At 40.0% G+C, this 26,163-nt stretch carries 19 protein-coding genes; 8 read left to right on the forward strand and 11 right to left on the reverse strand.

The annotated features are described in order from the left end of the window. Positions 1 to 5: 5 nt before the first annotated feature. The gene (glyA, locus tag ACYSN2_RS09300) at positions 6 to 1,265 is read right to left on the reverse strand and encodes a serine hydroxymethyltransferase (protein WP_461749981.1); all 1,260 of its coding nucleotides are present in this window, start codon (positions 1,263 to 1,265) and stop codon (positions 6 to 8) included. Between the two features lie 176 nt (positions 1,266 to 1,441). Between glyA and ACYSN2_RS09305 the strand changes: the two genes are divergently transcribed. The 5 genes from ACYSN2_RS09305 to ychF all read left to right on the forward strand — a co-directional run bounded on the left by ACYSN2_RS09305 (position 1,442) and on the right by ychF (position 7,186). Then, positions 1,442 to 2,107: a protein-L-isoaspartate O-methyltransferase family protein gene (locus ACYSN2_RS09305; protein ID WP_461749982.1), complete on the forward strand. Its 666-nt coding sequence runs from the start codon at positions 1,442 to 1,444 to the stop codon at positions 2,105 to 2,107. A gap of 376 nt (positions 2,108 to 2,483) precedes the next feature. Next, complete coding sequence (parC, locus tag ACYSN2_RS09310) at positions 2,484 to 4,730, forward strand: DNA topoisomerase IV subunit A (protein WP_461749983.1); 2,247 nt, start codon at positions 2,484 to 2,486, stop codon at positions 4,728 to 4,730. Between the two features lie 80 nt (positions 4,731 to 4,810). Next, entirely contained in the window at positions 4,811 to 5,476 is a 666-nt protein-coding gene (locus ACYSN2_RS09315; RefSeq protein ID WP_461749984.1) for a 50S ribosomal protein L25/general stress protein Ctc, read from the forward strand. Between the two features lie 30 nt (positions 5,477 to 5,506). Beyond that, positions 5,507 to 6,067: an aminoacyl-tRNA hydrolase gene (pth, locus tag ACYSN2_RS09320; protein ID WP_461749985.1), complete on the forward strand. Its 561-nt coding sequence runs from the start codon at positions 5,507 to 5,509 to the stop codon at positions 6,065 to 6,067. A gap of 24 nt (positions 6,068 to 6,091) precedes the next feature. Next, on the forward strand, positions 6,092 to 7,186 hold the full coding sequence (ychF, locus tag ACYSN2_RS09325; protein ID WP_461749986.1) for a redox-regulated ATPase YchF: 1,095 nt from the start codon (positions 6,092 to 6,094) through the stop codon (positions 7,184 to 7,186). A gap of 129 nt (positions 7,187 to 7,315) precedes the next feature. Here the strand turns inward: ychF and ACYSN2_RS09330 are convergent, their stop codons facing one another. Beyond that, positions 7,316 to 7,708, reverse strand: a complete 393-nt coding sequence (locus ACYSN2_RS09330) for a fluoride efflux transporter FluC (RefSeq protein WP_461749987.1) — start codon at positions 7,706 to 7,708, stop codon at positions 7,316 to 7,318. 67 nt (positions 7,709 to 7,775) lie between these two features. On the opposite strand from ACYSN2_RS09330, the gene ung reads away from it, so the two are divergent. Further along, the gene (gene ung / locus ACYSN2_RS09335) at positions 7,776 to 8,453 is read left to right on the forward strand and encodes a uracil-DNA glycosylase (protein WP_461749988.1); all 678 of its coding nucleotides are present in this window, start codon (positions 7,776 to 7,778) and stop codon (positions 8,451 to 8,453) included. A 70-nt stretch (positions 8,454 to 8,523) separates the two neighbouring features. Here ung and ACYSN2_RS09340 read toward each other — a convergent pair whose 3' ends face one another. The 6 genes from ACYSN2_RS09340 to tkt all read right to left on the reverse strand — a co-directional run bounded on the left by ACYSN2_RS09340 (position 8,524) and on the right by tkt (position 20,907). Continuing rightward, positions 8,524 to 9,789 carry a serine hydrolase gene (locus ACYSN2_RS09340; RefSeq protein ID WP_461749989.1) on the reverse strand — a complete coding sequence of 422 codons (1,266 nt, stop codon included), beginning with the start codon at positions 9,787 to 9,789 and terminating at the stop codon, positions 8,524 to 8,526. Between the two features lie 445 nt (positions 9,790 to 10,234). Further along, positions 10,235 to 11,623, reverse strand: a complete 1,389-nt coding sequence (locus ACYSN2_RS09345) for a leucyl aminopeptidase family protein (protein ID WP_461749990.1) — start codon at positions 11,621 to 11,623, stop codon at positions 10,235 to 10,237. A gap of 72 nt (positions 11,624 to 11,695) precedes the next feature. Further along, complete coding sequence (locus ACYSN2_RS09350) at positions 11,696 to 14,857, reverse strand: DNA translocase FtsK (protein ID WP_461749991.1); 3,162 nt, start codon at positions 14,855 to 14,857, stop codon at positions 11,696 to 11,698. 196 nt (positions 14,858 to 15,053) lie between these two features. Next, positions 15,054 to 17,903 carry a protein translocase subunit SecD gene (gene secD / locus ACYSN2_RS09355; RefSeq protein WP_461749992.1) on the reverse strand — a complete coding sequence of 950 codons (2,850 nt, stop codon included), beginning with the start codon at positions 17,901 to 17,903 and terminating at the stop codon, positions 15,054 to 15,056. 89 nt (positions 17,904 to 17,992) lie between these two features. Continuing rightward, entirely contained in the window at positions 17,993 to 18,376 is a 384-nt protein-coding gene (gene yajC, locus ACYSN2_RS09360; protein WP_461749993.1) for a preprotein translocase subunit YajC, read from the reverse strand. A gap of 563 nt (positions 18,377 to 18,939) precedes the next feature. Then, entirely contained in the window at positions 18,940 to 20,907 is a 1,968-nt protein-coding gene (tkt, locus tag ACYSN2_RS09365) for a transketolase (protein ID WP_461749994.1), read from the reverse strand. 218 nt (positions 20,908 to 21,125) lie between these two features. Between tkt and ACYSN2_RS09370 the strand changes: the two genes are divergently transcribed. Next, positions 21,126 to 22,751 (forward strand): CTP synthase, encoded by a 1,626-nt coding sequence (locus tag ACYSN2_RS09370; RefSeq protein WP_461749995.1) that lies wholly within the window; start codon positions 21,126 to 21,128, stop codon positions 22,749 to 22,751. A gap of 179 nt (positions 22,752 to 22,930) precedes the next feature. Then, on the forward strand, positions 22,931 to 23,404 hold the full coding sequence (locus tag ACYSN2_RS09375) for a tRNA (cytidine(34)-2'-O)-methyltransferase (RefSeq protein WP_461749996.1): 474 nt from the start codon (positions 22,931 to 22,933) through the stop codon (positions 23,402 to 23,404). A 139-nt stretch (positions 23,405 to 23,543) separates the two neighbouring features. Here ACYSN2_RS09375 and ACYSN2_RS09380 read toward each other — a convergent pair whose 3' ends face one another. The 3 genes from ACYSN2_RS09380 to ACYSN2_RS09390 form a co-directional block, all read right to left on the reverse strand. After that, entirely contained in the window at positions 23,544 to 24,914 is a 1,371-nt protein-coding gene (locus ACYSN2_RS09380) for an MATE family efflux transporter (protein WP_461749997.1), read from the reverse strand. A gap of 161 nt (positions 24,915 to 25,075) precedes the next feature. Then, positions 25,076 to 25,399, reverse strand: coding sequence for an RnfH family protein (locus ACYSN2_RS09385; RefSeq protein ID WP_461749998.1), 324 nt, complete (start codon positions 25,397 to 25,399; stop codon positions 25,076 to 25,078). Then, positions 25,380 to 25,823, reverse strand: a complete 444-nt coding sequence (locus ACYSN2_RS09390; RefSeq protein ID WP_461749999.1) for a type II toxin-antitoxin system RatA family toxin — start codon at positions 25,821 to 25,823, stop codon at positions 25,380 to 25,382. Before ACYSN2_RS09390 ends, ACYSN2_RS09385 begins: the two co-directional genes overlap by 20 nt. Positions 25,824 to 26,163 lie beyond the last annotated feature (340 nt).

The following is a 26,163-nucleotide window of genomic DNA, read 5'->3' on the forward strand; positions in this document are numbered from 1 at the left end:
TAACATTAGATTACTGAAGCTGGGTAAACTGGGAATTTATCGCAAAGACCAACAACATTGTTCGCAACACGATCAATCACTGAATCGTCTTCGATGTTGTCTAATACATCACAAATCCAGTTTGCAAGAAGGTCACATTGTGCTTCTTTGAAACCACGAGTTGTAATTGCAGGTGTTCCGATACGGATTCCTGAAGTTACAAATGGAGATTGTGGATCGTTTGGTACTGAGTTTTTGTTTACAGTAATATTTGCGCGACCTAAAGCTTCGTCTGCTTGTTTACCTGTTAAACCACGATCGATTAAATCTACAAGCATCAAGTGGTTATCTGTTCCGTTAGAAACAATTTTGTAACCGCGTGATTGGAATACACGAGCCATTGTTTTAGCATTCGTGATTACTTGTTGTTGATATTCTTTGAATTCCGGTTGAAGTGCTTCTAAGAATGCAACCGCTTTAGCAGCGATAACATGCATTAAAGGACCACCTTGAATTCCAGGGAAGATCGCTGAGTTTAATTTTTTCGCAAGCTCAGGACGGTTTTTAGAAAGAATCAAACCACCACGTGGACCACGAAGTGTTTTGTGAGTTGTTGTTGTTACAACGTCCGCATATTCGATTGGGTTAGGGTATAAACCAACCGCTACTAAACCTGCAACGTGAGCGATATCTGTAAAGAGGTAAGCACCTACTTTATCTGCGATTTCACGGAAACGTTTGAAGTCTAAAGTTTTTGAATATGCAGAGAAACCTGCAACAATCATTTTTGGTTTGTGCTCAAGCGCTAATCTTTCTACTTCGTCGTAGTCGATTAAACCTTCGTTGTTCACGCCGTAATGCACAGCATTATAAGTACGACCTGAGAAGTTTACTTTCGCACCGTGTGTTAAGTGACCACCGTGATCAAGGCTCATACCTAAAACAGTATCGCCAGCATTTAAAAGCGCTAAGTATACTGCGCCGTTTGCTTGTGAACCTGAATGTGGTTGAACGTTTGCATAATCTGCATTGAAGAGCTGTTTTGCACGCTCGATTGCAAGATCTTCAGCGATATCAACAAATTCACAACCGCCGTAGTAACGCTTACCAGGATAACCTTCTGCATATTTGTTTGTAAGTTGTGAACCTTGAAGTTCCATTACAAGCGGTGAACAGTAGTTTTCTGAAGCGATCAATTCGATATGATCTTGTTGACGTTTGTTTTCTTGCTCAACAGCATTAAAAAGTGCCGGATCAAAGTCTTGAAGAGAGATATTTTTAAACATGCATTATTCCTTCAGGGATTAGGACAAAAGATGTGGTGCGCCATTAGTTTAGTTTTTCCCGTGAGTGCTTGCAAGTCTTGTTGTTTAATAATTTTAAGGATTTTTTGAATGGTGTTATGATGTCATGATTATTTGGTTATTGGATTAAAGAAAAGACTTTTTGGAAAGGTGGGAAAATGTTAGATAACGAACAAAAAATCCAGCAAGCTCGTACGAATATGGTTCAGCAAATGTTAAGACCGTGGAATATTTTAAACCAACGGGTTTTAGATGTATTTGATGTGGTATCTCGTGATCAATTTGTCCCAAAAGAGTATGAAAGCGTTGCTTTTGCCGAAACACGTATCCCATTAAATGATGCACATTTAATGTTAACGCCGGTATTTGAAGGACGTTTTTTACAAGAAGTTCGTATTGAAGATCATGAACGCATATTAGTGGTCGGAACAGGTAGTGGTTTCTTGGCCGCATGTGCTTCTAGACTCGGTAAAGAAGTGGTTGCTGTGGATATGGTTGAGCGTTTTAATGTGAATGCAGAAGCGATCACAAGAGAGCTTGGTTTTACCAATATCGAATATAAAAATGGTCGTATTCAAGATGTTTACAAATCATTAGGAACATTTGATGTCATCATTTTCACGGGTTCCATGAAAGAAGTGCCGGCAGATTACTTTGATCTTTTAAATGAAAAAGGTCGTTTATTAGCAATCGTTGGCAAAGAGCACGCAATGAGCGCAACGGTATTCTCAAAAATTGCTGAAGAGATTCGTACAACACCAATTTTTGAACGTGATCTTGAGCGCCTTGCTGGCTTTGAAGATAAGCCTGAATTTGTATTCTAAGATATCGTTGAAATAGTACATTCCTACTCTTTTGGAGTGGGAAATAGATTGATTCAAACAAATTCAGTGGTACTAAAAGTATTAAAACCCATCTAGTCATTAGTTTTAGATGGGTTTTTTAATTGAGTGAAACTATCGATTTTCAACAGCTGTTTTCACTATATAGCTTAACAACAATAAAATTTGTCATAATGCATCATTTAAGAATGATGCTAGTAGAAATAAATCTGCAAATCATGGATTTAGATAATGATTTGCGCAGATAAAATTATTATGGAATCTGATATTGCAGTACAATCTTGAGATTGTCTATAAAAATCTTTACTAAAAGCTAAGTCATAGCAGATCAAAGAAATAAACTAAAAACGAGAAATATATGAGTAACTTGTCTAATAAAAATTTTGAAGTTCGCCCAATGGCAGATTTTGCGGAAGAGGCTTATCTCAATTACTCAATGTACGTCATTATGGATCGTGCGTTGCCTTATATTGGAGATGGTTTAAAGCCTGTTCAGCGCCGAATTGTTTATGCGATGAGTGAACTCGGTTTAAATGCCGGCTCAAAACCTAAAAAGTCCGCAAGAACCGTTGGGGATGTGCTCGGGAAATACCATCCGCACGGAGATAGCGCATGTTATGAAGCGATGGTATTAATGGCGCAGCCATTCTCCTATCGTTATCCATTGGTAGATGGGCAAGGAAACTTCGGTTCTCTTGATAATCCGAAATCGTTTGCGGCAATGCGTTATACGGAATCAAAATTATCGAAATATTCAGAAGTGTTATTGAAAGAGCTCGGCGAAGGCACTGTTGAATGGGCGCCGAACTTTGATGGCTCTTTAGAGGAACCAAAATTATTGCCGGCAAGATTGCCGAATATTCTCTTAAATGGAGGAACGGGAATTGCCGTAGGAATGGCAACAGATATTCCACCACATAACTTAAGAGAAGTGGCAAAAGGTGTCTGTGCGCTGATTGATCAGCCGGAGATGACCTTAAAAGAGTTAGTAAAAATTATTCCGGCACCTGATTATCCAACGGGTGGCGAAATTATCACGCCGAAAAAAGAGCTTCTTTCTATTTATGAGAAAGGGCGTGGAAGCGTTCGAGTACGTGCAAGATATCGCGTGGAAAATGATGAGATCATCATTTACGAATTGCCGTATCAGGTTTCCGGCGAAAAAATGCAACAAGATATCGCCGCGCAAATGCAGGCGAAGAAATTGCCGATGATCGAAGATATTCGTGATGAATCGGATCATGATGAGCCTGTACGAATCGTTCTGATCCCACGATCAAATCGCGTGGATGTAGAGATGGTGATGAATCATCTATTTGCCACAACGGAACTGGAGAAATCATTCCGTGTAAATCTCAATATGATTGGGCTTGATCTCAAACCTAAAGTAAAATCTTTAGATAAGATTTTAACGGAATGGATTGAATTCAGAAGAGAAACGGTCATTCGTCGTTTAACGTTCCATAAAAATCGTATTGAGAGAAGATTGCATCTTTTAGAAGGGCTTCTCATTGCCTTTTTAAATTTAGATGAAGTGATTCGAATTATTCGCTTTGAAGATGAACCAAAATTAGAGCTGATGAAACAGTTTGAGCTGAGTGAAACGCAAGCGGATTACATTTTAGAAACCCGTTTACGTCAATTAGCAAAACTTGAAGAGATGAAGCTCAAAGGCGAAGAAGCAGAGCTTCGTGCAAAACTTAATGATATTGTTGCGCATCTTGAAAGTCCTCAAAAAATTAATGCGTTAATCAAGAAAGAAGTCGAAGAAGACGCCGAGAAGTATGGCGATGATCGTCGTTCTAAAATGATCGAGCGAGAAGCGGCCGAAGCGATTGATGAGTCAGCATTAGTATCCAGTGAACCTGTAATGGTTGTGATCTCTAAAATGGGTTGGGTTCGTGCGGCAAAATCTTTAGATATTGATCCTACAAGCCTGAACTATAAATCCGGTGATGGTTATCTCACCTCTTGCGTAGGACGAAATAATCAGCAGTTAGTGCTGTTTGATAGTACAGGACGCAGTTTTAGTACGCCGGCATTTACCCTGCCAACAGCGAGAACTGCCGGAGAACCGATTACGACACGTATTAATTTAACGGATAATGCCAAAATTGAGCACTTAATTCTCGATAAAGATACAAGTCATTATTTAGTCTGTGCATCGAATGGTTATGGCTTTGTTTCGAAATATAGTGATTTCCTCACAAGGCAGAAAGCGGGTAAATCAACGGTAAATTTAGGTGATGATGCGATCATGTTAGCGCCGCAAAAAATTGAAGATATTGAATCGCAATTTGTGATTGCCGTAAGTGAGCAAGGGCGATTCTTAGTGGTGCCAACCTCAGAGCTTCCGGTAATGGCTCGTGGAAAAGGCAATCAGATTATCGGCATTCCAGGCGCACAGTTTAAAGCGAAGAAAGATCGATTAGTCGGCATTTTGGTCATCAGTAAAGGCGATACGCTCGTCGTAGAATATGGTCAGCGTAAATTTAAATTAGCGCCACCAGAATGGGAGAATCTCATTGAAGAGCGTGGAAAACGTGGTAAGGAATTAAGATTAAACCTGAAATTGAAATCGATAACGATTGCAAACGAAGAGTAACATCCGTATAATTACGGGCTTGACTGTTATAACTGGTCGCGGTTGTAACGTATTTTAAACATTTTAATTGGAGTTCACCAATGTCAATCTATTTTTTTGAAGCAACAGTTCGTTCAGATATGGGTAAAGGTGCGAGCCGCCGCCTACGTCATGAAGGAAATATTCCTGCAATCGTTTACGGTAATGATAAAGAAGCAGTAAGCCTTGTTCTTAACCATAACGAAGTTTTAAAACGTTTCCGTCGTGCAGACATCTATACAACAATCCTTGATTTAATCATCGATGGTAAAAAAGAGTCTGTAATTTTACGTGACGTTCAACGCCATCCGTACAAGCCAATCATCACGCATTTAGACTTCTTACGTGTAAATGCTCACGAAGCGCTTATCGTTGACGTACCAGTTGAATTATTAAACGAAGAAACATCTGTAGGTGTTGTTCACGGTGGTATCGTAACACTTCATGAAGCAACTTTAGCAGTTTCATGCTTACCAAAAGATCTTCCAAGCGCAATCCAAGTAGATATCGCAAACCTTGCTGTTGGCGAGCACATCATGATTTCTGATATTCCAGCAATCAAAGGTGTTGAGTTCGTAAACATCATGAACGAAGAAGAGATGAACGACCAACCAGTTGTTGCAATCGTTGAGCCGCGTGTTGCAGTTGAAGAAGAAGCTGAAGACGCAGCAGCGGCAGAAGAAGCATCTGAAGCGGCAGCAGAAGCAGCGGCTGAAGACAAAGAGTAATTAAACACTCTCTTAATTGAGTATTTTATTATGATAAAAATGATTGTAGGCCTTGGTAATCCAGGGCTTCAATATGCAAGAACCCGCCACAATGCGGGTTTTTGGTTTATTGATAGTATTAGAACAAGCCCGCTTTCTCTCAATAATCGTTTTAAAGGATTAGTTGGAGAGCAGCTTTTTGGTGTTCATAAAGTACATCTTCTTGAGCCTGAAACTTATATGAATAAGAGTGGCGAAGCTGTGGTTGCGCTTGCACTTTTTTATAAGATCAGACCTGAAGAAATCTTAGTTGTTCATGATGAATTAGATCTACCTCCTGGAGTTGCGCGCTTTAAAAAAGGTGGCGGACACGGCGGTCATAATGGTTTAAGAAGCATTATTGAGCTTTTGGGTTCTAAAGACTTTATGCGATTAAGAATCGGTATTGGGCATCCCGGACATTCATCTCAAGTATCAGGATTTGTATTAGCAAAAACCCCTGAAAAAGAAGAACATGAAATTTTTAATGCGATAGATAATGCAAGAAGAGTCTTGCCAGAATTTGTTGCCGGTGAATATGAAAAAGCGATGAACGAGCTTCATCGTAAATAAACTAATAATTGTAAAGGAATTTGTATGGCTATTCAGTGTGGAATTGTAGGTCTTCCAAATGTTGGTAAATCGACACTCTTTAATGCATTAACGAATGCGGGCATTGATGCTGCAAACTATCCGTTTTGCACAATCGAGCCAAATGTCGGTCGTGTGAATGTTCCCGATCCTCGTTTAGATCCTTTAGTGGCGATTGTGAAGCCTGAGCGTGTTCAACAAACGTATATCGACTTTGTGGATATTGCCGGTTTAGTAGCGGGTGCTTCACAAGGGGAAGGATTAGGAAATCAATTCCTCGCAAATATTCGTGAAACTGATGCAATTGCACATGTGGTTCGTTGTTTTGAAAATGATGATATCGTGCATGTTGCTGGTCAAATTAATCCGATTGATGATATTGAAGTGATCAATACGGAACTTGCGCTTGCAGACTTAGCGAGTGCAGAGCGCGGCGTTCAAAGACTTGAGCGTATTGCAAAAGGTGGCGATAAAACTGCCGTTGCGCAGGTTGAGCTTTTGAAATCGAAAGTATTGCCGGTATTGAATGAAGCAAAAAGCCTTCGTTCATTGGGCTTAGATGCAGAAGAGCGTCTGCTTCTTCGTGATTTCCACTTCTTAACATTAAAACCTGTGATGTATATCGCAAACGTGAATGAAGATGGTTTTGAAAATAACCCCCTTCTCACGAAAGTAGAAGAATATGCTGCAGCTGAAAATTCTTTTGTTGTGCCCATTTGTGCAGCGATTGAAGCGGAAATTTCGCAATTAGATGATGAAGATAAAGCAATGTTCTTAGATGATATGGGCTTTGAAGAGCCAGGCTTAAACCGCGTGATTCGTGGTGGTTATCAGCTTTTAGATCTTGAAACATACTTCACTGCCGGCGTGAAAGAAGTGCGTGCTTGGACGATTCGTAAAGGATCAACAGCGCCACAAGCAGCGGGCGTGATTCATACAGACTTTGAGCGTGGATTTATCCGTGCAGAAGTAATTGCGTATAATGATTACGTAGAACTGGGTGGCGAAAATGCCGCTAAAGAGAAAGGAAAAATGCGTCTTGAAGGAAAAGAATATATCGTTCAAGATGGCGATGTGGTTCATTTCCGTTTCAACGTGTAATTACGAGCTCTTAAAATGCTTTAAAAACATTTAAAAGCAATTAAATGTGAAGGATATAAAGTCTTGGTAGATGATCTTTACCAAGACTTTTTTATTGGAATTTGGAAAGTATTAGGGTAGTTTAGGTTTTTAAGCTGAAGGATTCATCAAAGTATTGATGAGATAAAATCCTAAGAATGTAGCGCCAATTGAACCGATGAGATGAAAGAGCATAAGCATCATAGAATGGAAATATTCTCTATTTTGCAGTAATGACATGGTTTCTAAGGAGAAGCTTGAGAAGGTTGTTAAACCGCCACAGAATCCTACGATTAAAAATAGGCGGATGGCTTGATCTGGTTTTTGTAGTAAATATCCGGCGATAATTCCGGCAAGTAATCCGCCGAGGATATTCACGGTTAGAGTGGATATCTGGATTGGAAGCGAGATTTTGTTTTCAATCAGAGAGATCAGATAACGACTTCCGCCCCCTAAAGAAGCGCCTAACATCACCCATAAAAGGTTTGAGATTAATTGTGGCATTTTGAGGCTCCTCTCATTACAATGGCGGAAAATTTAATGAATCAAGAATCAGAAAGGGAATAGAAATATGGTGGAGTTAGAAGAAATTCATCCTGAATGGAGAGATTTTATCAAAGCGGAGCTTGGAAAGCCTTATTTTCAGGATATTCAGCGAGGATTATTAAAATCACAAGCAGAAGGAAAGCGAGTATTTCCCCCTAAATCCCAAATTTTTGAAGTGTTTAAACAGCCTAAATCCACCATTAATGTCGTCATTTTAGGACAAGATCCTTATCATGGCTTTGGGCAAGCAAATGGCTTGGCATTTTCCGTTCAGAGAGGGGTGAAGATTCCGCCATCCCTTCGAAATATTTACCGAGAATTAGAGAGTGATATCGAAACCTTTGTCACTCCGCAAGATGGGGATTTAACGGCGTGGTGTTCGGAAGGTGTTTTTTTGCTCAATACAGTATTAACCGTTGAAGAGAAATCGGCGCATTCCCACGCTAAAATTGGTTGGGAAGAGTTTACAACTGCCGTAATTGAAGAGATTAATCATCGCTGTGAAGGTGTGGTATTCATTCTTTGGGGAAGCCATGCGCAGCAAAAAGGAAAGAATATTGATAGTGAGAAGCACGGTATTATCACAAGCGCACATCCTTCGCCGTTGTCCGCATATCGGGGATTTTTAGATTCTAAGCCTTTTTCTAAAACCAATGAATATTTAACGGCAAACGGTAAAAAACCGATTAATTGGCAAAATTAATCGGTTTTAGAGATCTTCGAGAAGATGTTCTAGAGTGATTTTACGATATTCTAGAATTGCTTCTGTTGAATTAGAGGGAAATCACAAAGCACTCAGTCTGTTTTTGACGTAACTTGGTACAGATTTGATCTGCATCAGCCTCGTTCATGCCAGATAATAGGGCTCTATACACTTCTCCTGTATTAAAGACTTGTACGGTTCCTGTTCGCACATGTTCATATGCCTGACGTGCTTTATCTCGTGCGGCGTTATAATCTTTAAAAGCTCCAACTTGTACAGCGTGACTCGATTTTTCAGCGCTAATAATTGGGCCACGAATGGGCGCTGTTCCTGGGTGGTAATCGCCGGCAGATGTATATTCTGAAGAGGATTCCAATACAAGCTCAGGTATGGTAAATACTGGTTGAGTTGTTTTTGGTTTGGGTGTCTGAGTTGCAGTTGCAACTGCGGTATTTGGTGTGTTTAGCTGTGAGCGGCTACTGTTTTTGAGAACTGTCTTATCGCTTGTCACTGTTTTTGTGGGGGTAAAGAGTACAGTCATGTCTTTCGTGATATAGGGAGAGATTGTGCGAACAGAGCTTCTCCGGTATCCAGAAGAGAAACTCTCATTGAGCATTGAGAGCATTAAATCATCTCTCAATTGCGTTGTTCTTCCGCCTAAGACAACGGCAAAAACCCGATTATTATTACGTTTTGCACTGGTTAGTAGGTTAAATCCAGATTTTCGAATATAACCTGTTTTCATCCCATCCGCTCCTTCAAAGTTCTTATTGACTCTATTGTGAGAGTTAAAGACAACACCATTATAGGTAAAGGAAGGCGTTTGAAAGAGAGGGTAATATTTAGGGAAATGGTTGTGGGTTGCAATGCCGAGCTTAATCATATCTCGAGCCGTTGTATATTGGTTCGGATCAAAGAGTCCATGGGGATTTGCAAAGTTTGAGCTATGCATGCCTAAGCGTTTTGCTGTCGCATTCATGCGTTTTGCGAAAGCGGCTTCTGATCCTGAAATTTTCTCTGCAACGGCAAGGGCAACATCATTAGCAGATTTTACAATAAGTGCTCTAATTGCCGTATCCATCGTAATAGAGCTACCTTCTTTCGCACCGATTTTGGAAGGGGGCTGAGCGGCTGCTTTCGCTGAGAAAGGCACTTTAGTATTAAGATTAATCTTCCCTTTAGATAGATCTTCAAACACGATATACAGCGTTAATACTTTTGTTAAAGATGCAGGATAGCGACGAGCATCAATATCATGTTCATAAATTGATTTTCCGGTACGATGATCGACAATAAATGCTGAAAAACCCGTTTCGGCAAAGACGAGGGCTATCATGCTGGTCATCATCAATATCATGATGGTAAGGCTTTGGGCGATCTTTTTCATGCACTATTCAGTTTTCGGTAAAAGTTTAGGGAAACGGTCTATTGTAAAATTATATTATCTAATATCGTCGCTATCGTGATGAAGTGGATTACAGTCATCAGTAGAAGCTAAATCTAAATTCTCATGAACATTCGATGAATGAGTGCTAAGAATACGAGATATAATAACGGCGGATAGATATATTTTTTATTTTCAATAATATAAATAATAACTAAAATTATTCATTAATGGTACTTAGACATAAATTTTAGTGTAGCGTTTATTGATTTAAAATACTATAGCTTACAGTTATCAATAGGTTATCAAAGGGTTATTGATGATAACCCTTCTGTTTTTTATGTTGTTTTTCTCAAAATGTGAAATTTATTTCTATAGAATTCTTTATATTTGATGCTTATTGACAGTTAAAGTGGTATTTGAGAGCTTCAAATGCCGCTCTTAATCCCATGGCTTCTCCCCCTTTTGGTCTTCCGGGGCGATGGCGGATATTCCAAGCCATCACATCAATATGCGCATAAGGCACTTTACTGTCAGCAACGAATCTCTCTAAAAAGAGGGCTGCGGTAATAGCGCCGGCGTAAGGCACACTACCTGAATTGCTAATATCGGCATTATCCGCTTTAATCCAATCGTTATACGGCGCATAGAGCGGTAAGCGCCATACGGTATCGCAGTTTTCCATAGATTTTTGGCTCATCAATGCTGAAAATTCATCATTGTTACTAAAGAGTGCCGGAACCTCTGTACCAAGCGCAACTCGAGCAGCTCCTGTTAATGTGGCAAAGTCTAAGAGAAGATCGCTTGGTTTTTCTAACGCATAGGTCAGAGCATCGCATAAAATAAGACGACCTTCGGCATCGGTATTATCAATTTCAACGCTCATACCATTACGGCTTTTCACGATATCGCCGGGGCGCATGGAGCGCTCAGAAATACTGTTTTCGACGATGGGTAATAATAGACGAAGCGAAATATTCCAGTTCTCTTGTAGAATCCATTTCGCTAACGCCAACATATGTGCTGCACCGCCCATATCCTTTTGCATATAACGCATGCCGTTAGGGGGCTTGATATCTAAACCGCCGGAATCAAATGTAACGCCTTTTCCCACAAGCGTTAAAGTTGGCGCACCTTCTTTCTCAGAGATCACTTCTACTAATCGTGGTTGATATTTGCTTGCAGCGCCAACGGTATAGATGAGCGGGAAATTTTGCTTGAGAAGATCCGCGCCGACAATCTCTTTGATCGTTGTATTAAAACCGACTAACTCCGCACGAATTTGCGTCACAAAATTATCCGGCGTTAAACTATTTGCCGGCTCATTAATGAGATCTCTAGTTAAGTAATGTGCACTTAACGCATTTTTCACTTTATCTGCTAAAGCTTCTGGCAGATAAAAAGATACCGCGCGTTTCTCGCAAGCCTTATATTGATCAAATTGATAAGCCCCTAATCCGAATGCAAGAAGATGCTGATATTGTAAATCTTCAGATAAATCTTCCGGCAAATGGTAATGCCCAAATGGCAATTTTGAATAGCTATCGCCTAATGTGAAGAAAGGCTCTTGCGCATTATTACCGATAATCACACGTTCTAAATTCCCTTTGCTATTGTACAGAGAGATCACTTCGCCGGCGCTTAGAGCATTCGAATTTTTCTGTGTTTTTAAATAGTTTTTTTGTAGAGCGGAGAGAGAAACGTCTGCAAGTGAATTGGCAAATTCTACAGGAATACTTTTGGCGGAAGTTGCCTGATATAGATGATCTAATTCTGTTTGAAACATATTTCTCTCCCTCTGATTTTAAGTCAATTTATTCGTTATTATTTGAATGTTAGTACGGATTATTTGTATTGATTATTTATCGTAGCTCACAAGAATTTCTCGATTGCCGTTATTTGCCGGCGCTGAAACAATCCCTTGCTCTTCCATTGCTTCAATTAAGCGAGCGGCTCTTTGGTAGCCGATGCGTAATTTTCTTTGAACATATGAAATCGTCGGTCTTTGATCTTCTAGAACAATTTTGACCGCTTCATCATAAAGCACATCTTCCACATCTTCCGGCGCTGGCACAAAGCCTGATGCATTTTCGGAAAGTCCCGGAATCTCTTCTGTTGGGTCTTTGAGCATATCTTCAATATAATCAGTATCGCCGGTTAAACGGAGGAAGTCCGTCACACGATTCACTTCATTATCATCGACAAATGCACCATGAACACGAAGTGGGAACGGTGCTCCCGTTGGGAAGTAGAGCATATCTCCATGACCTAATAAGTTCTCAGCACCTTGTTGATCGAGAACGGTACGGGAATCGATTTTACTCGATACTTGGAACGCAATACGGCTAGGAATATTTGCTTTGATAAGGCCTGTAATGACATCCACCGAAGGTCTTTGTGTTGCAACCACCATGTGAATGCCGGCAGCACGAGCTTTCTGCGTAAGGCGAGCAATCAATTCTTCAACGGCTTTTCCAACGCTCATCATCATGTCGGCAAGCTCGTCGATGACAATGACAATGTAGGGAAGGGGTTTTAAGTCTGGCGCAGTCACGTGATCGGAAACTTCACGAGCAGGATCCCAAAGCGGATCTTTAATTGCTTCGCCATTATTAAGAGCTTCTTTCACTTTTTGGTTGAAGCCATCAATATTACGAACACGCATTTTACTCATGAGAAGGTAACGGCGTTCCATCTCCATAACTGCCCAGCGAAGCGCATTTGCAGACTCTTTCATGTCGGTCACAACTGGCGCTAAGAGATGCGGGATATTATCGTAAACGGATAATTCCAACATTTTTGGGTCAATCAGGATAAGGCGTAAATCTTCAGGATGCGCTTTGTAGAGAAGGCTTAACAGAATGGTATTTAAACCCACTGATTTTCCTGAACCTGTGGTTCCGGCAATGAGAAGATGTGGCATTTTTACAAGGTTTGCAACAACTTGATTGCCGGAAACATCTTTTCCTAAAAGGATGGTTAAAGGATGCTTACTTGAACGATAAGCATCGGCATAAAGCCCTTCTTTAAAGTAGACGATTTGGCGTTTTTTATTGGGGATTTCTAAGCCAATGTAAGGCTTGCCGGGAATAATATCGACAATACGAACGCTTGTAACAGAGAGTGCGCGGGCAATATCTTTGTTGAGATTGTTGATTTGTGCGATTTTCACGCCGGCGGCAAGATCAAGCTCAAAACGGGTGATGACAGGGCCTGGCTCAATATTGACAACTTTCACTTCAATGTTGAAGTTTTTGAATTGCTCTTCAATCAGTTTTGCAAGGTCTTGTAATTCTTCGGCGTCATAACTCTCGGTTACAGGAGGAGGATTTCCAAGAAGATCAAGTCCCGGAAGTCTTCCTGCCATTGGGAATTCTTTGGGCGCTTTGACAGGAATTGGCATGCCAGAGCGAGGATCAATTTCATGACCCACATATTCAGACTTTTTCGGCGCTAAGCTTTCTGGAGCGATTGTTTCAACTTCAATATGTGAAGATGAAGCATCTTCCGTGTTTTGAGTAATTGGATCCATCTCTATTTCTGAGATTTCAAAGCTTGTGACGCCATTCTCACTTTCTACATTCGCCGGGAATTCGAGCGTCACTTCCTCTTCTTCCTCTGCTGAATCACTAATAGAAAACTGTAATGAAGAAGGTGTAATCGTTTGCGTTGAGATCGGAGCTGTTGGCGCTTCTACTGTTGGAGTTCCTTCAGAAATAGGGGATTCTTCTGATGAAGTCATTGTTTCCGTAAGAATAGACGACTCTAAAGAAGGTTCCACTTTTGTCGCTTCTTTGATGGAAATATGTTTCTTTTTCCGCGCTTTAAATAGATTTTTAAAGATCGATGGAATGCCTTTTTTATCGGATGGCTCGATCTCTTCTTCGGAAGCTACTGCGATTTCAGTCGGTATTTCTTCTACTTTATCTTGTGGTGAGCGAATAAATTGATCCCATTCGTTGATAGAAGGCTGTAGTGGATCAATTTTAAAATCATCCGAATTGCCATGAATGGGAATTGGATCCGAGTTGTTATCAGGTTGAGATTTATTAAGGTTTCTAAAAATAGGGGGAATATTATTATTGTTATTATTCATTTCTGTCGTCGTTTCTACTTCGCTATTTTCTTCTTCAAGAGGATTGTAATTGTAACTATTAAAAGAAGCGTCCTGTATTGGGGCATTTGTTTCATAGGTCTCTTCTAGTAATGATGAATCTATCTCAATAAATTCCTGTGTATCGGAAACATTTTTATCCTCTTTTGAAGAAAAGAGTTTACTGAGAAAGTGTGATGGTTTGCTCGGGGGATTATGTAGCATTTTGTCGATGGTTCTTTGATCTATGGTGCCATCATGTTCGGGAAGGTGCTTATTGTCAGAGTTTAACTCAGGCTTTTTTTTTGGACGTAGAAAGTCAATTATTGTGAAGATTGTTTTCCCGAGAGAATCTGCCCAGCCAATGGGACCCATGCCGGTTATTAAGTAGAATCCAGTAAATGTGAGAAGCGCAAACCCGATCTTTGTAATGTAAGTGAGTGTATCAAGCGGGATCGTTAAATGATTGCTAATGAGCGTAATGAGTTCCGTGCCAATAAAGCCACCCATCATGCCGCCATTGTTATTTTGAAGATCTAAAAGGGCGGCAAGAGAAAAAATAGCTACTAAAAGCCCTAATAGTCGGAAACTAATCTTATCGAGAGAGATTGTGAGTAATTTTCGTTTTAAAAAAAGCTGATAGCCAAATCCGACTAATAGTAAAGGGATAATCCATGCCGCTTTACCAATTGCTGAAAAAATAATATCCGCAAAATAGGCGCCACGTTCACCTGCAATGTTGTGAACGATATCTGTATCTGTTGCGCTGCTCCATGCAGGATCCGCAGGATGATAGCTATGAAGACTGATAGCCATCGCAACAGCAGATATTAACGTTGCGATAAAAAGCACCACTCCGATGGTCTTTGAGAAGATAGACAGAATGACAGAAGATGTTTTAGGTTTTTTAGGAACAGCTTGCCGCAAAATGTACATCCTTTTGCAAATTAAAATGGTGAATAAAACGCGTTAATAAATCTTAGTTATTCTAGCATAAACCGCAATGTAAGGGATTATTCTAACAAATCATCTAGATTAATAAAAACCTTTACAACGGTGACATTGTAAAGGTTTTGGATACGGCTTTTTGATCAGATTATTGTTTGATTATTTCAATAATCGATTAATGAGGTAAGTTGCTTTCGCTATCGCCTTCCTCAATAACCTCGATCCCATCTTCTTTGCTTACAGGTGCTGGAATTAAATCATCACGTTTTAATCCTAAAACATAAGCGCCGGCAGCTGCAATAAAGATTGAAGAGTATGTTGCAACTACAATCCCGATGAGCATGATAAGTGCAAATGTTTCAATCACCGCGCCACCGAAGATGTAGAGTGAGAGTACCGCTAAGAATGTTGTCAGCGATGTCATAATCGTACGAGATAACGTCTGATTAATAGAAGCGTTGATAATCTGTTTTGGCGTACTTGTACGATCGAGTTTAAAGTTCTCACGGATACGGTCTAAGATTACAACGGTGTCATTCACAGAATATCCGATTACAGCAAGAATCGCGGCTAATGACGTTAAGTCAAACTCCAGTCCTAGAACCGAGAAGGCGGCAACAACAAAGAGCCCATCATGTACCGTTGATAGAATGGTTCCCATTGCGAGTTTCCACTCGAATCTAAACCAGATGTAGACAAGGATTAAGAAGATCGCAAGGGCAGAAGCCATCACGCCATCAGTAACTAATTCACTACCGACTTTTGCGCCAATGTAGTCAATTTTTTGAATGGACATTGGGTTATCAGGAAGCGTTAATGCTGCCGTTAAGGTATCCGTAATGAGCGTCGAATCTTCAATGTCTTGTGTAGTTGGGATATTGATAAGAACATTTCGAGCAGAGCCAAAATGCTGCGCAACGACAGAATCGAAACCAACCGCAATGAGGTTTTCTCTTACAGTATCGATATCAACTGGCGTTTCATAAACCGCTTCAATTTCCGTACCACCCGTAAAGTCTAATCCGAGTTTAAAGCCTTTGGTGACAGACACACCGATTGCTAAAACACAGACAACGATACATGCACCAATCCAGAATTTGGCATAGCGCATGAAGTTGTAAGTCGTTTCTCCAGAGAGAACTTTGAGGCGTTCACGTCCTCCCACAGAGAGTTTTTTAATCGTACGGCGACCGCCATAAATAAAGTTGATAATGGCGCGGTTGAAATATACTGCGGTAAAGACAGAAGTGATAATCCCCACTGAAAGCGTAACGGCAAAGCCTTTAATTGGACCAGATCCAATAAAGAAGAGGGCAACTGCCGAGAACAGACTCGTTAAGTTGGCATCCATAATCGTCCCGAATGCTTTACCAAATCCATTATTAATGGCTTGTTGTGGTGTACTGCCTTTACGTAAGTCTTCTCGTATTCGTTCATTAATCAGAACGTTCGCATCCACACTCATTCCAAGAGAGAGAACGATCCCGGCAATTCCTGGAAGGGTTAAGGTTGCTTGAAGTAGAGAGAGAACCGCAAGAATGAGGATGAGGTTTGCAAAGAGTGCGACGTTTGCCACCATTCCAAAACCGCGATAACGGAACACCATGAAGACCATTACCATCACTAATCCCCAAAGCGCAGCATCAACACCTCGTTGGACATTATCTTTACCGGCACTTGGTCCGATAGTTTTTTCTTCAATGATGTGGATAGGAGCCGCAAGTGCGCCCGAGCTTAAGGTAATAGCAAGCGTGTTTGCTTCTTGTAAAGAGTTAATGCCGGAGATTGAGAAGTTTGAGAAAAGTTGTTGCTGAATGGTTGCCACGTTAGCAATTTCTTCAGTGGTTACACTTTTACGAACTTCATTGCCATCTTTATCAAACGTTGTTTGCAGTTTATTTTCAATAAACACCGTTGCCATTGGTTTTTTCTCGTTTGCTTTTGTACCTACGGCAAAGCGATCTGCGCCTTTAGAATCAAGCGTAATATAAACTTCTGGCAAGTTTGTTTCAGGATTTAAGCCGGCAGTTGCTTTAACGATGGACTCACCCGTTAAAATTACCTGACGCTTCAAGAGATAAGGAATGCCATCTCTTGTTTGGTAGAGTTTTGTGCCAAGTGGCGCACGACCTGTTTTAAGTGCGTTATATGCTTCAGATTGTGAGCGATCATCTACAATTCGAAACTCAAGCGTTGCCGTAGTTCCAAGGATCTCTTTGGCACGAGTGGTATCTTGAATTCCTGGTAATTGAACAACAATACGATCTAAACCTTGTTGTTGAATGATGGGTTCTGCAACCCCGAGTTCATTCACGCGATTACGAAGTGTTGCAATATTTTGCACAACAGCGCTTGCTTTACGATCATTAATCTCTTTATTACTAATATTTGCGGTTAAACGATTTCCTGTGGAATCAAAATTTAACTCCATAAAGGATTGGTTAGTTGAGAGTAATTGGCGCGCGCGATTTGCTTCATTTGCATTGGCAAAAGAAGCGACAATGGTTTGAGCATCGCTAATTTCGATAAGTGGTGTTAAACCTTTATCGGTTAAGTTAGAACGAATACTTTCGGCATAGGTATTGGTAAGCTGATTAATCAGACCATCCATGTCGATTTCAAGTAAAAAGTGAACTCCACCGCGAAGGTCAAGTCCTAAATACATTGGTTGTAACCCAAGACTTGCAAGCCAATCTGGCATATCTGGTGCTAAGTTGAGTGCTGTAAGATATTTATCTTGCAATACACCATCAAGTAAATCTTTAGCTTTTAGTTGCTCTTCAGTATCTTTAAAGCGAATAAGAAGCTGATCATCTGATTCTTCAATACGTTTTACATCGAAATTATTCTGTTTTAAGACAGAATCAACTTCTTCAATTAACGCTTGGTTAATTTGCGTATCTCTTGTAGGAGAAATTTGAATGGATGGATCTTCTCCAAATAGATTTGGCAACGCCAAAATCGTACAGAGAACAATGACCCCAAAAATCAGAATATTTTTCCAAAGTGGATATCGATTTAGCATAGTTTACTGGGTTACTTTTTATCTAAGTTAATCAAATATACCGGCACTTCTAAGAAATGCCGGCATCGAGAAATAACAGACTAAAGAGATTAGTCAGCCTTTTCTGCTTTTTCAGGTGTAGCATCAAGTTTCTCTTTGTATGTACCTTTTGGTAAAAGAGAGTTGATTGCTTGACGTTGTGCTTTGATTACAACGTTAGGAGCGATTTCTGCGCTCACGTAGTTTTCATCTAATGCTCTAATTCTTGCAACAAAGCCAGAACTTAAAAGAATTTCATCCCCTACTTTAAGAGAGTTAATCAACTCACGATGAGCTTTTGCTCTTTTTTGTTGTGGACGAATCATTAAGAAATACATCACAACGAACATACCACCGAAAAGGAGGAGAGTAGGGACGATGCTTTGTGGTTCTTGTGCTTGTGCAAATGCCGGAGAAACAGCCAAGGCAGTTAAAGCAAACATTAAACGCTTCATAAATGCTCCAAAAAATTAAGTTAAAAAAATTGATTTAATAGCCGATCATTCTAGCATTATATTGTTTCTAACGTCTAAAAGATCCCTCAGGAATCTTTTAGTGAAGTAAGGCAATTGAAATCATTGCATTAAGTCTCTAGAAATAGGCAATAAGTGTTTTAAAATCTCTAGAATGATTAGATATTTCAATCTCATTGTATTCTTAAAGAAGATGGATTCTATAATTTTAATTTCAAGCCTGAGCTTTAATATTTATTCATTTAATATTATTAAACATAAAATATGGAACAGAGATTAAAGTAAAAAATGTAAAAAAACTTCATTGAGAACATAATTATCAACTAATTCACAATTAAATTGATATATGTGTAATAAGTTGTAATTTTGATATTGCGGAATAATCTTAGAAGATCATGCAGTCGATGAAGATGGTAATACTTACATTATCAATATATATGAAAAATGCGTATGAAATAAACGCATATGAAAAATCCCATATAAGTAAACACCTATATGGGATTTTGTTTTATCTCTAGATAACTATAACTAGTAGAATATAGTTACTAATCAGCTAATAATTTTTGAGCTTGTTGAATGACGATATCTACTGTGAAACCAAAGTGTTCAAACAATTGGTTTGCCGGCGCTGAAGCACCGAATGTGTTGATTCCGATCACTGCATCTGCAAATTCATACCAACCGCGCGTTACACCTGCTTCAATTGCTAAGCGTTTAGTGTTACCTAAAACAGATTTTTTATATGCGCTGTTTTGTTCTCTGAAGAGTTCTACACAAGGCATAGACACAACACGAGCATTTAACTCTTTTGCAGCTGCCATTGCGAGTTGTACTTCAGAACCTGTTGCGATAAGTGTGATGTCGGCATCATCATTTTCAAGAAGAACGTATCCACCTTTGATCACGTTTTTAAGTGTTGCTGCATCACGAGTTTGATGTGGCAAGTTTTGTCTTGAAAGTGCGAGAAGTGTAGGGTTGTCTTCTGCTTGTAAACCGTGACCCCAAGCCACTAATGTTTCAACGGCATCACAAGGTCTCCAAACGTTAAGATTTGGAATTAAACGAAGGGATTCAACGTGCTCAACAGGTTGATGCGTAGGACCATCTTCACCAAGACCGATAGAATCATGTGTCATGACATACACAACACGTTGTTCCATCAATGCGCTCATACGAATTGCGTTTCTTGCGTAGTCTGAGAATACTAAGAATGTTGCGCCGTAAGGGATAAATCCACCATAAAGTGCTAAACCATTCATGATTGCAGACATTCCAAATTCACGAACACCGTAACGGATGTAGTTACCTTTACCTGTTGCGATATTGTAATCTAGACTGCCTTTGAAAAATGTGTTGTTTGATGGCGTTAAGTCCGCAGATCCACCAACGATTTCTGCAAGATTCGTTGCAAGAAGATCAAGGGCATTTTTGCTTGCAACACGAGTTGCGATGTTGTCTGCTTTTTCGTTCACAGTGTTAAGTGCTGCTTTGAAAGTTTCTTCGAAATCTTCCGGAAGCTCACCGCCTACACGGCGAAGGAATTCATCTGCTTTTTCAGGATTTGCTGCAACGTAGCTTTCAAAAAGCTCATTCCATTTCTCTTCACGAGCATCCCCAGCAACACGTGCATCCCATGAATTATAAACATCTTCAGGAACTTCGAAAGGACCGTGATTCCAACCTAAGCCTGCTTTTGTTACCGCAATTTCTTCTGTACCTAAAGGAGAGCCGTGAGTGGCTTCTGAACCTTCTTTATTTGGAGAACCTTTACCGATAAGTGTTTTACAGATAATAAGTGTTGGTTTATCTGATTTTTTCGCTTCTTTGATTGCCGCATCCACAGCAGAAACGTCGTGACCATCAATTTGACCAATCACGTTCCAGCCATAAGCTTCAAAGCGTTGTTTTGTGTTGTCTGTAAACCAACCGCTGATATCGCCATCAATGGAGATGCCGTTATCGTCATAAAGTGCGATGAGTTTGTTAAGTTTTAATGTGCCGGCAAGTGAACAAGCTTCATGCGAAACACCTTCCATCATACAACCATCGCCAAGGAATGCGTATGTGTAGTGATCTACGATTGCGTGATCTTCAGTATTGTAAGTACCGGCCATCATTTTTTCTGCTAAAGCGAAACCAACGGCATTGGCAATACCTTGACCAAGTGGGCCTGTTGTTGTTTCGATGCCATCTGCAAATCCATATTCAGGATGACCTGCTGTTTTTGCATTTAATTGACGGAAATCTTTCAAATCATCAATAGAAACAGCGTAGCCTGTAAGATGTAAAAGAGAATAAAGGAGCATTGATGCATGACCATTTGATAATACAAAGCGGTCGCGGTTGATCCAATGAGGATTGTTAGGATTATGTGAGAGGTTTAATCCCCAAAGCGCAGTTGCGATTTCTGCCATTCCCATCGGTGCACCAGGGTGGCCTGAGTTTGCTTTTTGAACCGCATCCATGCTGAGCGCGCGGATGGCATTAGCGCATTGTTCATTCATCTTCGACATAGTATAAATATTTAACCTTTATAAAAATAAGCACGAGGAAATAAGAAGGTTTAATTATACTCAATTTCTGTCCAAAATGCTCGCTTCGTTCGGTGCAAAAAATCACAATTTCGATAAATTTACATAATTGCATAGAATACTTATCGAATTTTTTTGTGAAATATACTAAAATGCCATCCCTGATAGACATTTTATTCACATAATTCAGGGTAGGGTTCATGACACATTTTATATTTGTCACAGGTGGCGTCGTTTCATCTTTAGGCAAGGGGATTGCAGCAGCTTCATTAGGGGCTATTTTAGAGGCAAGAGGCCTTAAAGTTACCATGATGAAATTGGATCCTTACATCAACGTAGATCCAGGAATGATGAGTCCTTTTCAACACGGTGAAGTTTTTGTCACAGATGATGGCGCGGAAACAGATTTAGACTTAGGGCATTACGAGCGTTTTATTCGTATGACCGCAAGTCGCCGTAACAGTGTGAGTGCCGGCCGAGTTTATAAAACGGTAATCGAGCGTGAAAGAGCTGGTGAATATCACGGCAATACGGTTCAAGTGATTCCACATATTACAGATGAAATTAAACATCGTATCTACAATGCCGCAGGCGATGCTGACGTTGCATTGATTGAGATCGGTGGGACAGTTGGAGATATTGAATCTCTCCCATTCTTAGAAGCGATTCGTCAAATTCGTACAGAAGTGGGTCCTCGTAAATCCCTCTTCTTACATTTAACATTGGTGCCGTATTTACGTGCATCAGGCGAGTTAAAAACAAAGCCAACACAGCATTCTGTGAAAGAGCTCCGTTCTATCGGTATTCAGCCTGATATCCTTATTTGTAGAACAGAGGAAGCAATTCCTAAAGAAGAGAGTCGTAAGATTGCACTCTTTACTTCTGTTGCAGAAGAAGCGGTTATTTCTTGCGTGGATTCTGATTCTATCTATAAAATTCCAAGAATTCTTCATGAGCAAGGATTAGATCGTATTGTTCTTGAACATTTCAATATTCAAGCAAAAGAAGCAGATCTTTCAGAATGGGATCAAGTTTTAGAAAACTTAGCTGCTGCTGAAAACAGTGTGAATGTGATGATTGTTGGTAAATACACAGACTTTACGGATACTTATAAATCTATCAATGAAGCATTATTCCATGCCGGCATTCAAACGCTGACTAAAGTAAAATTACATTACGCAGAAGCGGCATCTTTAGAGAGTATGGATGATACGGGTCTTGCGGCGACTTTTGCCGGAATGGATGCTGTTTTGATTCCGGGTGGATTTGGCGAGCGTGGGATTGAAGGGAAAATCAGAGCGATTCAGTACGTTCGTGAAAACAATATTCCATTCTTAGGTTTATGCTTAGGAATGCAACTAGCAGTTGTGGAATATGCGCGTAATATCTTAGGGTTAGAAGGCGCGCATACAAGCGAAGTTGATCCAGAAGTTGCATATCCTGTGATCCGCATGCTTGATCCTCAGCGTGATAAAGAAACGGATGAGTTCCGTGGTTATATGACAATCGGTGCGCAACCATCAACGATTGTGGAAGGTACGAAAGTATTTGAAGCGTATGGTCAAAAAGAGGTGAGCGAGCGTCATCGTCATCGTTACGGCGTGAATTTGGATTACATTGATCAACTTCAAGATGGGAATTTTGTGGTTTCAGGTCGTACGAATGATCGTGGTTTAATCGAATTTGTTGAGTTGAAAGATCATCCATGGTTTGTAGGAACGCAATCGCATCCAGAATTCAAATCAACACCAAGAGATGGTCATCCGCTCTTTATCTCATTCATCAAAGCGGCAAATGCGCAGAAAGAAGCAAAAACGCACGCGTAATTGATGAGTTGAATGATTGTGAATGAATAGATAATTCCTGTAGAAGCATTGAATTCTACAGGAATTTTTTTGCATTTAGTTTTAGTTAAATCAGGAAACCAAGACGAGATTTAGTATGGTTTATTTGTGGTTACGCCACAATTACTCGTGATCTTGGGTATCCAAAATAGTGATAAGGAATGTGTGTGAATAAGAGATTATCTGTTATTTTATATGAGCCGGAAATTCCGCCCAATACTGGCAATATTATTCGTCTTTGCGCAAATAGTGGCGCAAAGCTTCATCTAATTGAGCCACTTGGCTTTAATTTAGAAGAAAAAGCGCTTCGAAGAGCTGGGCTTGATTACGCAGAATGGGCAGATATGCATGTTTGGCCAAATTTGGAAGCGTGTTTAGAAGCAGTTGCACCTAATAAAATCTATGCAATGACGACAAAAGGTAGCCGAAACTTTTTTGAAGCGAAGTTCGAAGATAACGATGCGCTCATTTTTGGACCTGAAACGCGTGGATTGCCGGAAGATTTTATTTTTGGATTGCCAACAGAACAACGTTTACGTTTACCAATGGTGGAAAATGCCGGCAGAAGTTTGAATCTCTCCAATTCAGTAGCGATTGCTGTATACGAAGCGTGGCGTCAGTTTGAATTTCAGTAGATTGAGCTTGGTGGTTTCACTCTTATTTATAGAAAATGAGTTTTGAAAATTTGAAAAGCTATAAAAAAAGCGAATCTTGAAATAAGGTTCGCTTTTTTAATGAGATTAGTTTAGGAAAACTGGATTATGCATCACGATCCTATGTGACGGACTGTACTTCAGCTTCAATATTGAGGCGTTTACTCTCCCATTTACGAGATTTCCAGCGCCAAGCATTTACAAGACCGCGAATCCATTCATCACATAAGAAACCTATCCATATGCCGACTAATCCAAGTTCTTTCACGATTCCTAAATAATATCCAATGGGAATCGCAACACCCCACATAAAGATCATTGCTGTGATTAAGGGGAACTTAGCATCTCCCGTTGCCCGGAGAGCGTTGACCATGACGATATTCTGCGTTCTTCCGGGTTCTATAAAGATGGAGAGAAGAAATAGAGGAAGCAGTAGCTCTCGAACGGCGGTGCTATCTGTGAAGTTATCGACAATTAAATGACGCGAGAGATAAAAAACGATCACAACACCTAAAGTTACGATCATGCCGATTTTAAGGCTTTTAAAGGTTCTATGATAGGCGATTGTGAATTGTTTTGCGCCCATCAGATGCCCAACCATAATTTCATTACCAATACTGATAGAAATTCCAAATAGCATGAGCATATAAGAGAGTTGAATATAGATATTGTGAGCGGCTAAACTCTCTTCTCCCATTAAGCCTACGAATGAGAGCATCACCAACATTTGTGCTGACCAAGAGAGATTTTCGCCGGCAGAAGGTAATCCGATTTTAAGGATTTGGCGGATAATATTTTTTTGGAATTTGAAGAAGAGAGAAAAATCGAGGCGGATTTTAATGCCGTAAAAAAGGAGATAAAAGAGAAGGGAAACGCCGATCATTCTCCCAATTACCGTAGACCAAGCAACGCCTTCTAATCCTAATTGTGGCATGCCGAAAAATCCGTAGAGAACGATAATATTTCCGAGAACGGTAATGACATTCATGATGAGTGAAACATACATTGGAACTTTAGAATGTCCATAAACTCGTAAGCAAGAGGCGAGAATCACGGCGAGCGCTTCAAATAAAAGACAGAAGCCAATAATTTTAAAATATTGACTACTCATGTCTAAAATATTTGTAGGAGTATTCATCTGAATGAGAAGAGATCTGCCGAAAAAGAAGATCACTAAAAAGCAGAGAAGTCCGAGGAGAAAGTTGAGAGAGATAGACAGATGGATCGCTTTACGAGTTGTTTCCCGATTGCCGGCACCTAAATATTGCGCCACAACAACACTACATCCAATGCCAATAAAGCTGAAAATAGTCACGGTTGTATCAAAGAATTGATTACTAGCCGCTGTGGCAGCAACCATTTTTTGAGAGATATGGCTGATCATATAGGTATTAATCAGCAGAGTGACTAGGTGCAATAAGATATCAATAAAAATCGGCCAGCTGAGAGAAAATAGCGATTTTTTTAAAACGAAGTCTGAAGAGGAGTGCATGAAATCTCTCAATAATGGATGCGAAAGAAGAGGTGTGCATTATACGAAATTTCAAAAAGTTAGAAACAGAAATATTGTAAAGATCATAAATAGATCCGGGCACTTTAACGGTTGGTTTGAAGTTCCCAGATAAGACTATAAAAAAGCATCAAAGCTGTAGGTTACCATTTCTTATGCTTAAACTGCGGATCTCGTGCTGCGCGGATTTGGCGTGCTTTTTTCGGATCAATGATGAGCGGTCGATATACTTCAATGCGATCGCCATCTTTTAATACGTAATCTTCTTCCACCTTAATACTAAAAACACCATATTGCGGCGCTTCAATGATTTTATTGGCTTCATGAAAGAGAGAGAAGAAAGGCATCGCTTCTTTGAGTGTAATGCCTTCTTGGAATTTTTGAGCTTCGATTTTTTGAGTGTCGGGAAGCGCTAAGGCAAATTCAACCGTGATAAAGGTGCGTTGATTAAGCGAGGGATTTGCCATAACGAACCTTTGCTTGTGCGCTAAATGCCGAAACCATACTGCCGGTAATGCTTTCAAAAATGGGCGTTAAGAGTAAACGCGCGGGGCCAAATGAGAAATCAAAATCAATCATTAAATGCACTTCACAGCCACCATCAGGAAGATCAATAAAACGCCATTCACCGTGGAGATGTTTAAAAGGGCCATTCACTAAATTAAGGGTAATCTTCTCATTTTCAACAAGCGTATTGCGAGTTGTAAACCATTTATTTAAAGGACCTTTTGCCGTTAAAATAGATGCTTCCATCATGGTTGGGGTAGATTTTATAATTCTAGATCCTCGGCACCATGGCAGAAAACTTGGATATGAATCAACATCATTTACAAGCTCATACATCTGTTTGGCAGAAAAAGTCTCTTTTTGTGATCGGCGAATAATTGGCACAATATTCCTCAATAAACATAGGTTGTAGTGAGTTTGAATGGCAAGATAGAAGTTTTTTCATTCTTTACCGATATTTTACTCATTACGACAACATATAAAAAGCTACTCAAAATTGAGTAGCTCAATAGTATATCAAAAGTTATATTCCAAAAGTAGACTAAAATATGGATCTGATTTTCCTTTATTTTTCTGTTATTTATTAAAAGACTTAGATCCAAGTATGAAGTGCGACACTTTTTAACTATCTGAAACGGAAGTAAGATGTGACAATGTTCCATTATCCATCCCTTCCCGGAGTTGAATTATGTCGCATTATTCACATCTTACCCTTGAAGAAAGG

The sequence above is a fragment of the Ignatzschineria sp. LJL83 genome (assembly GCF_054871845.1).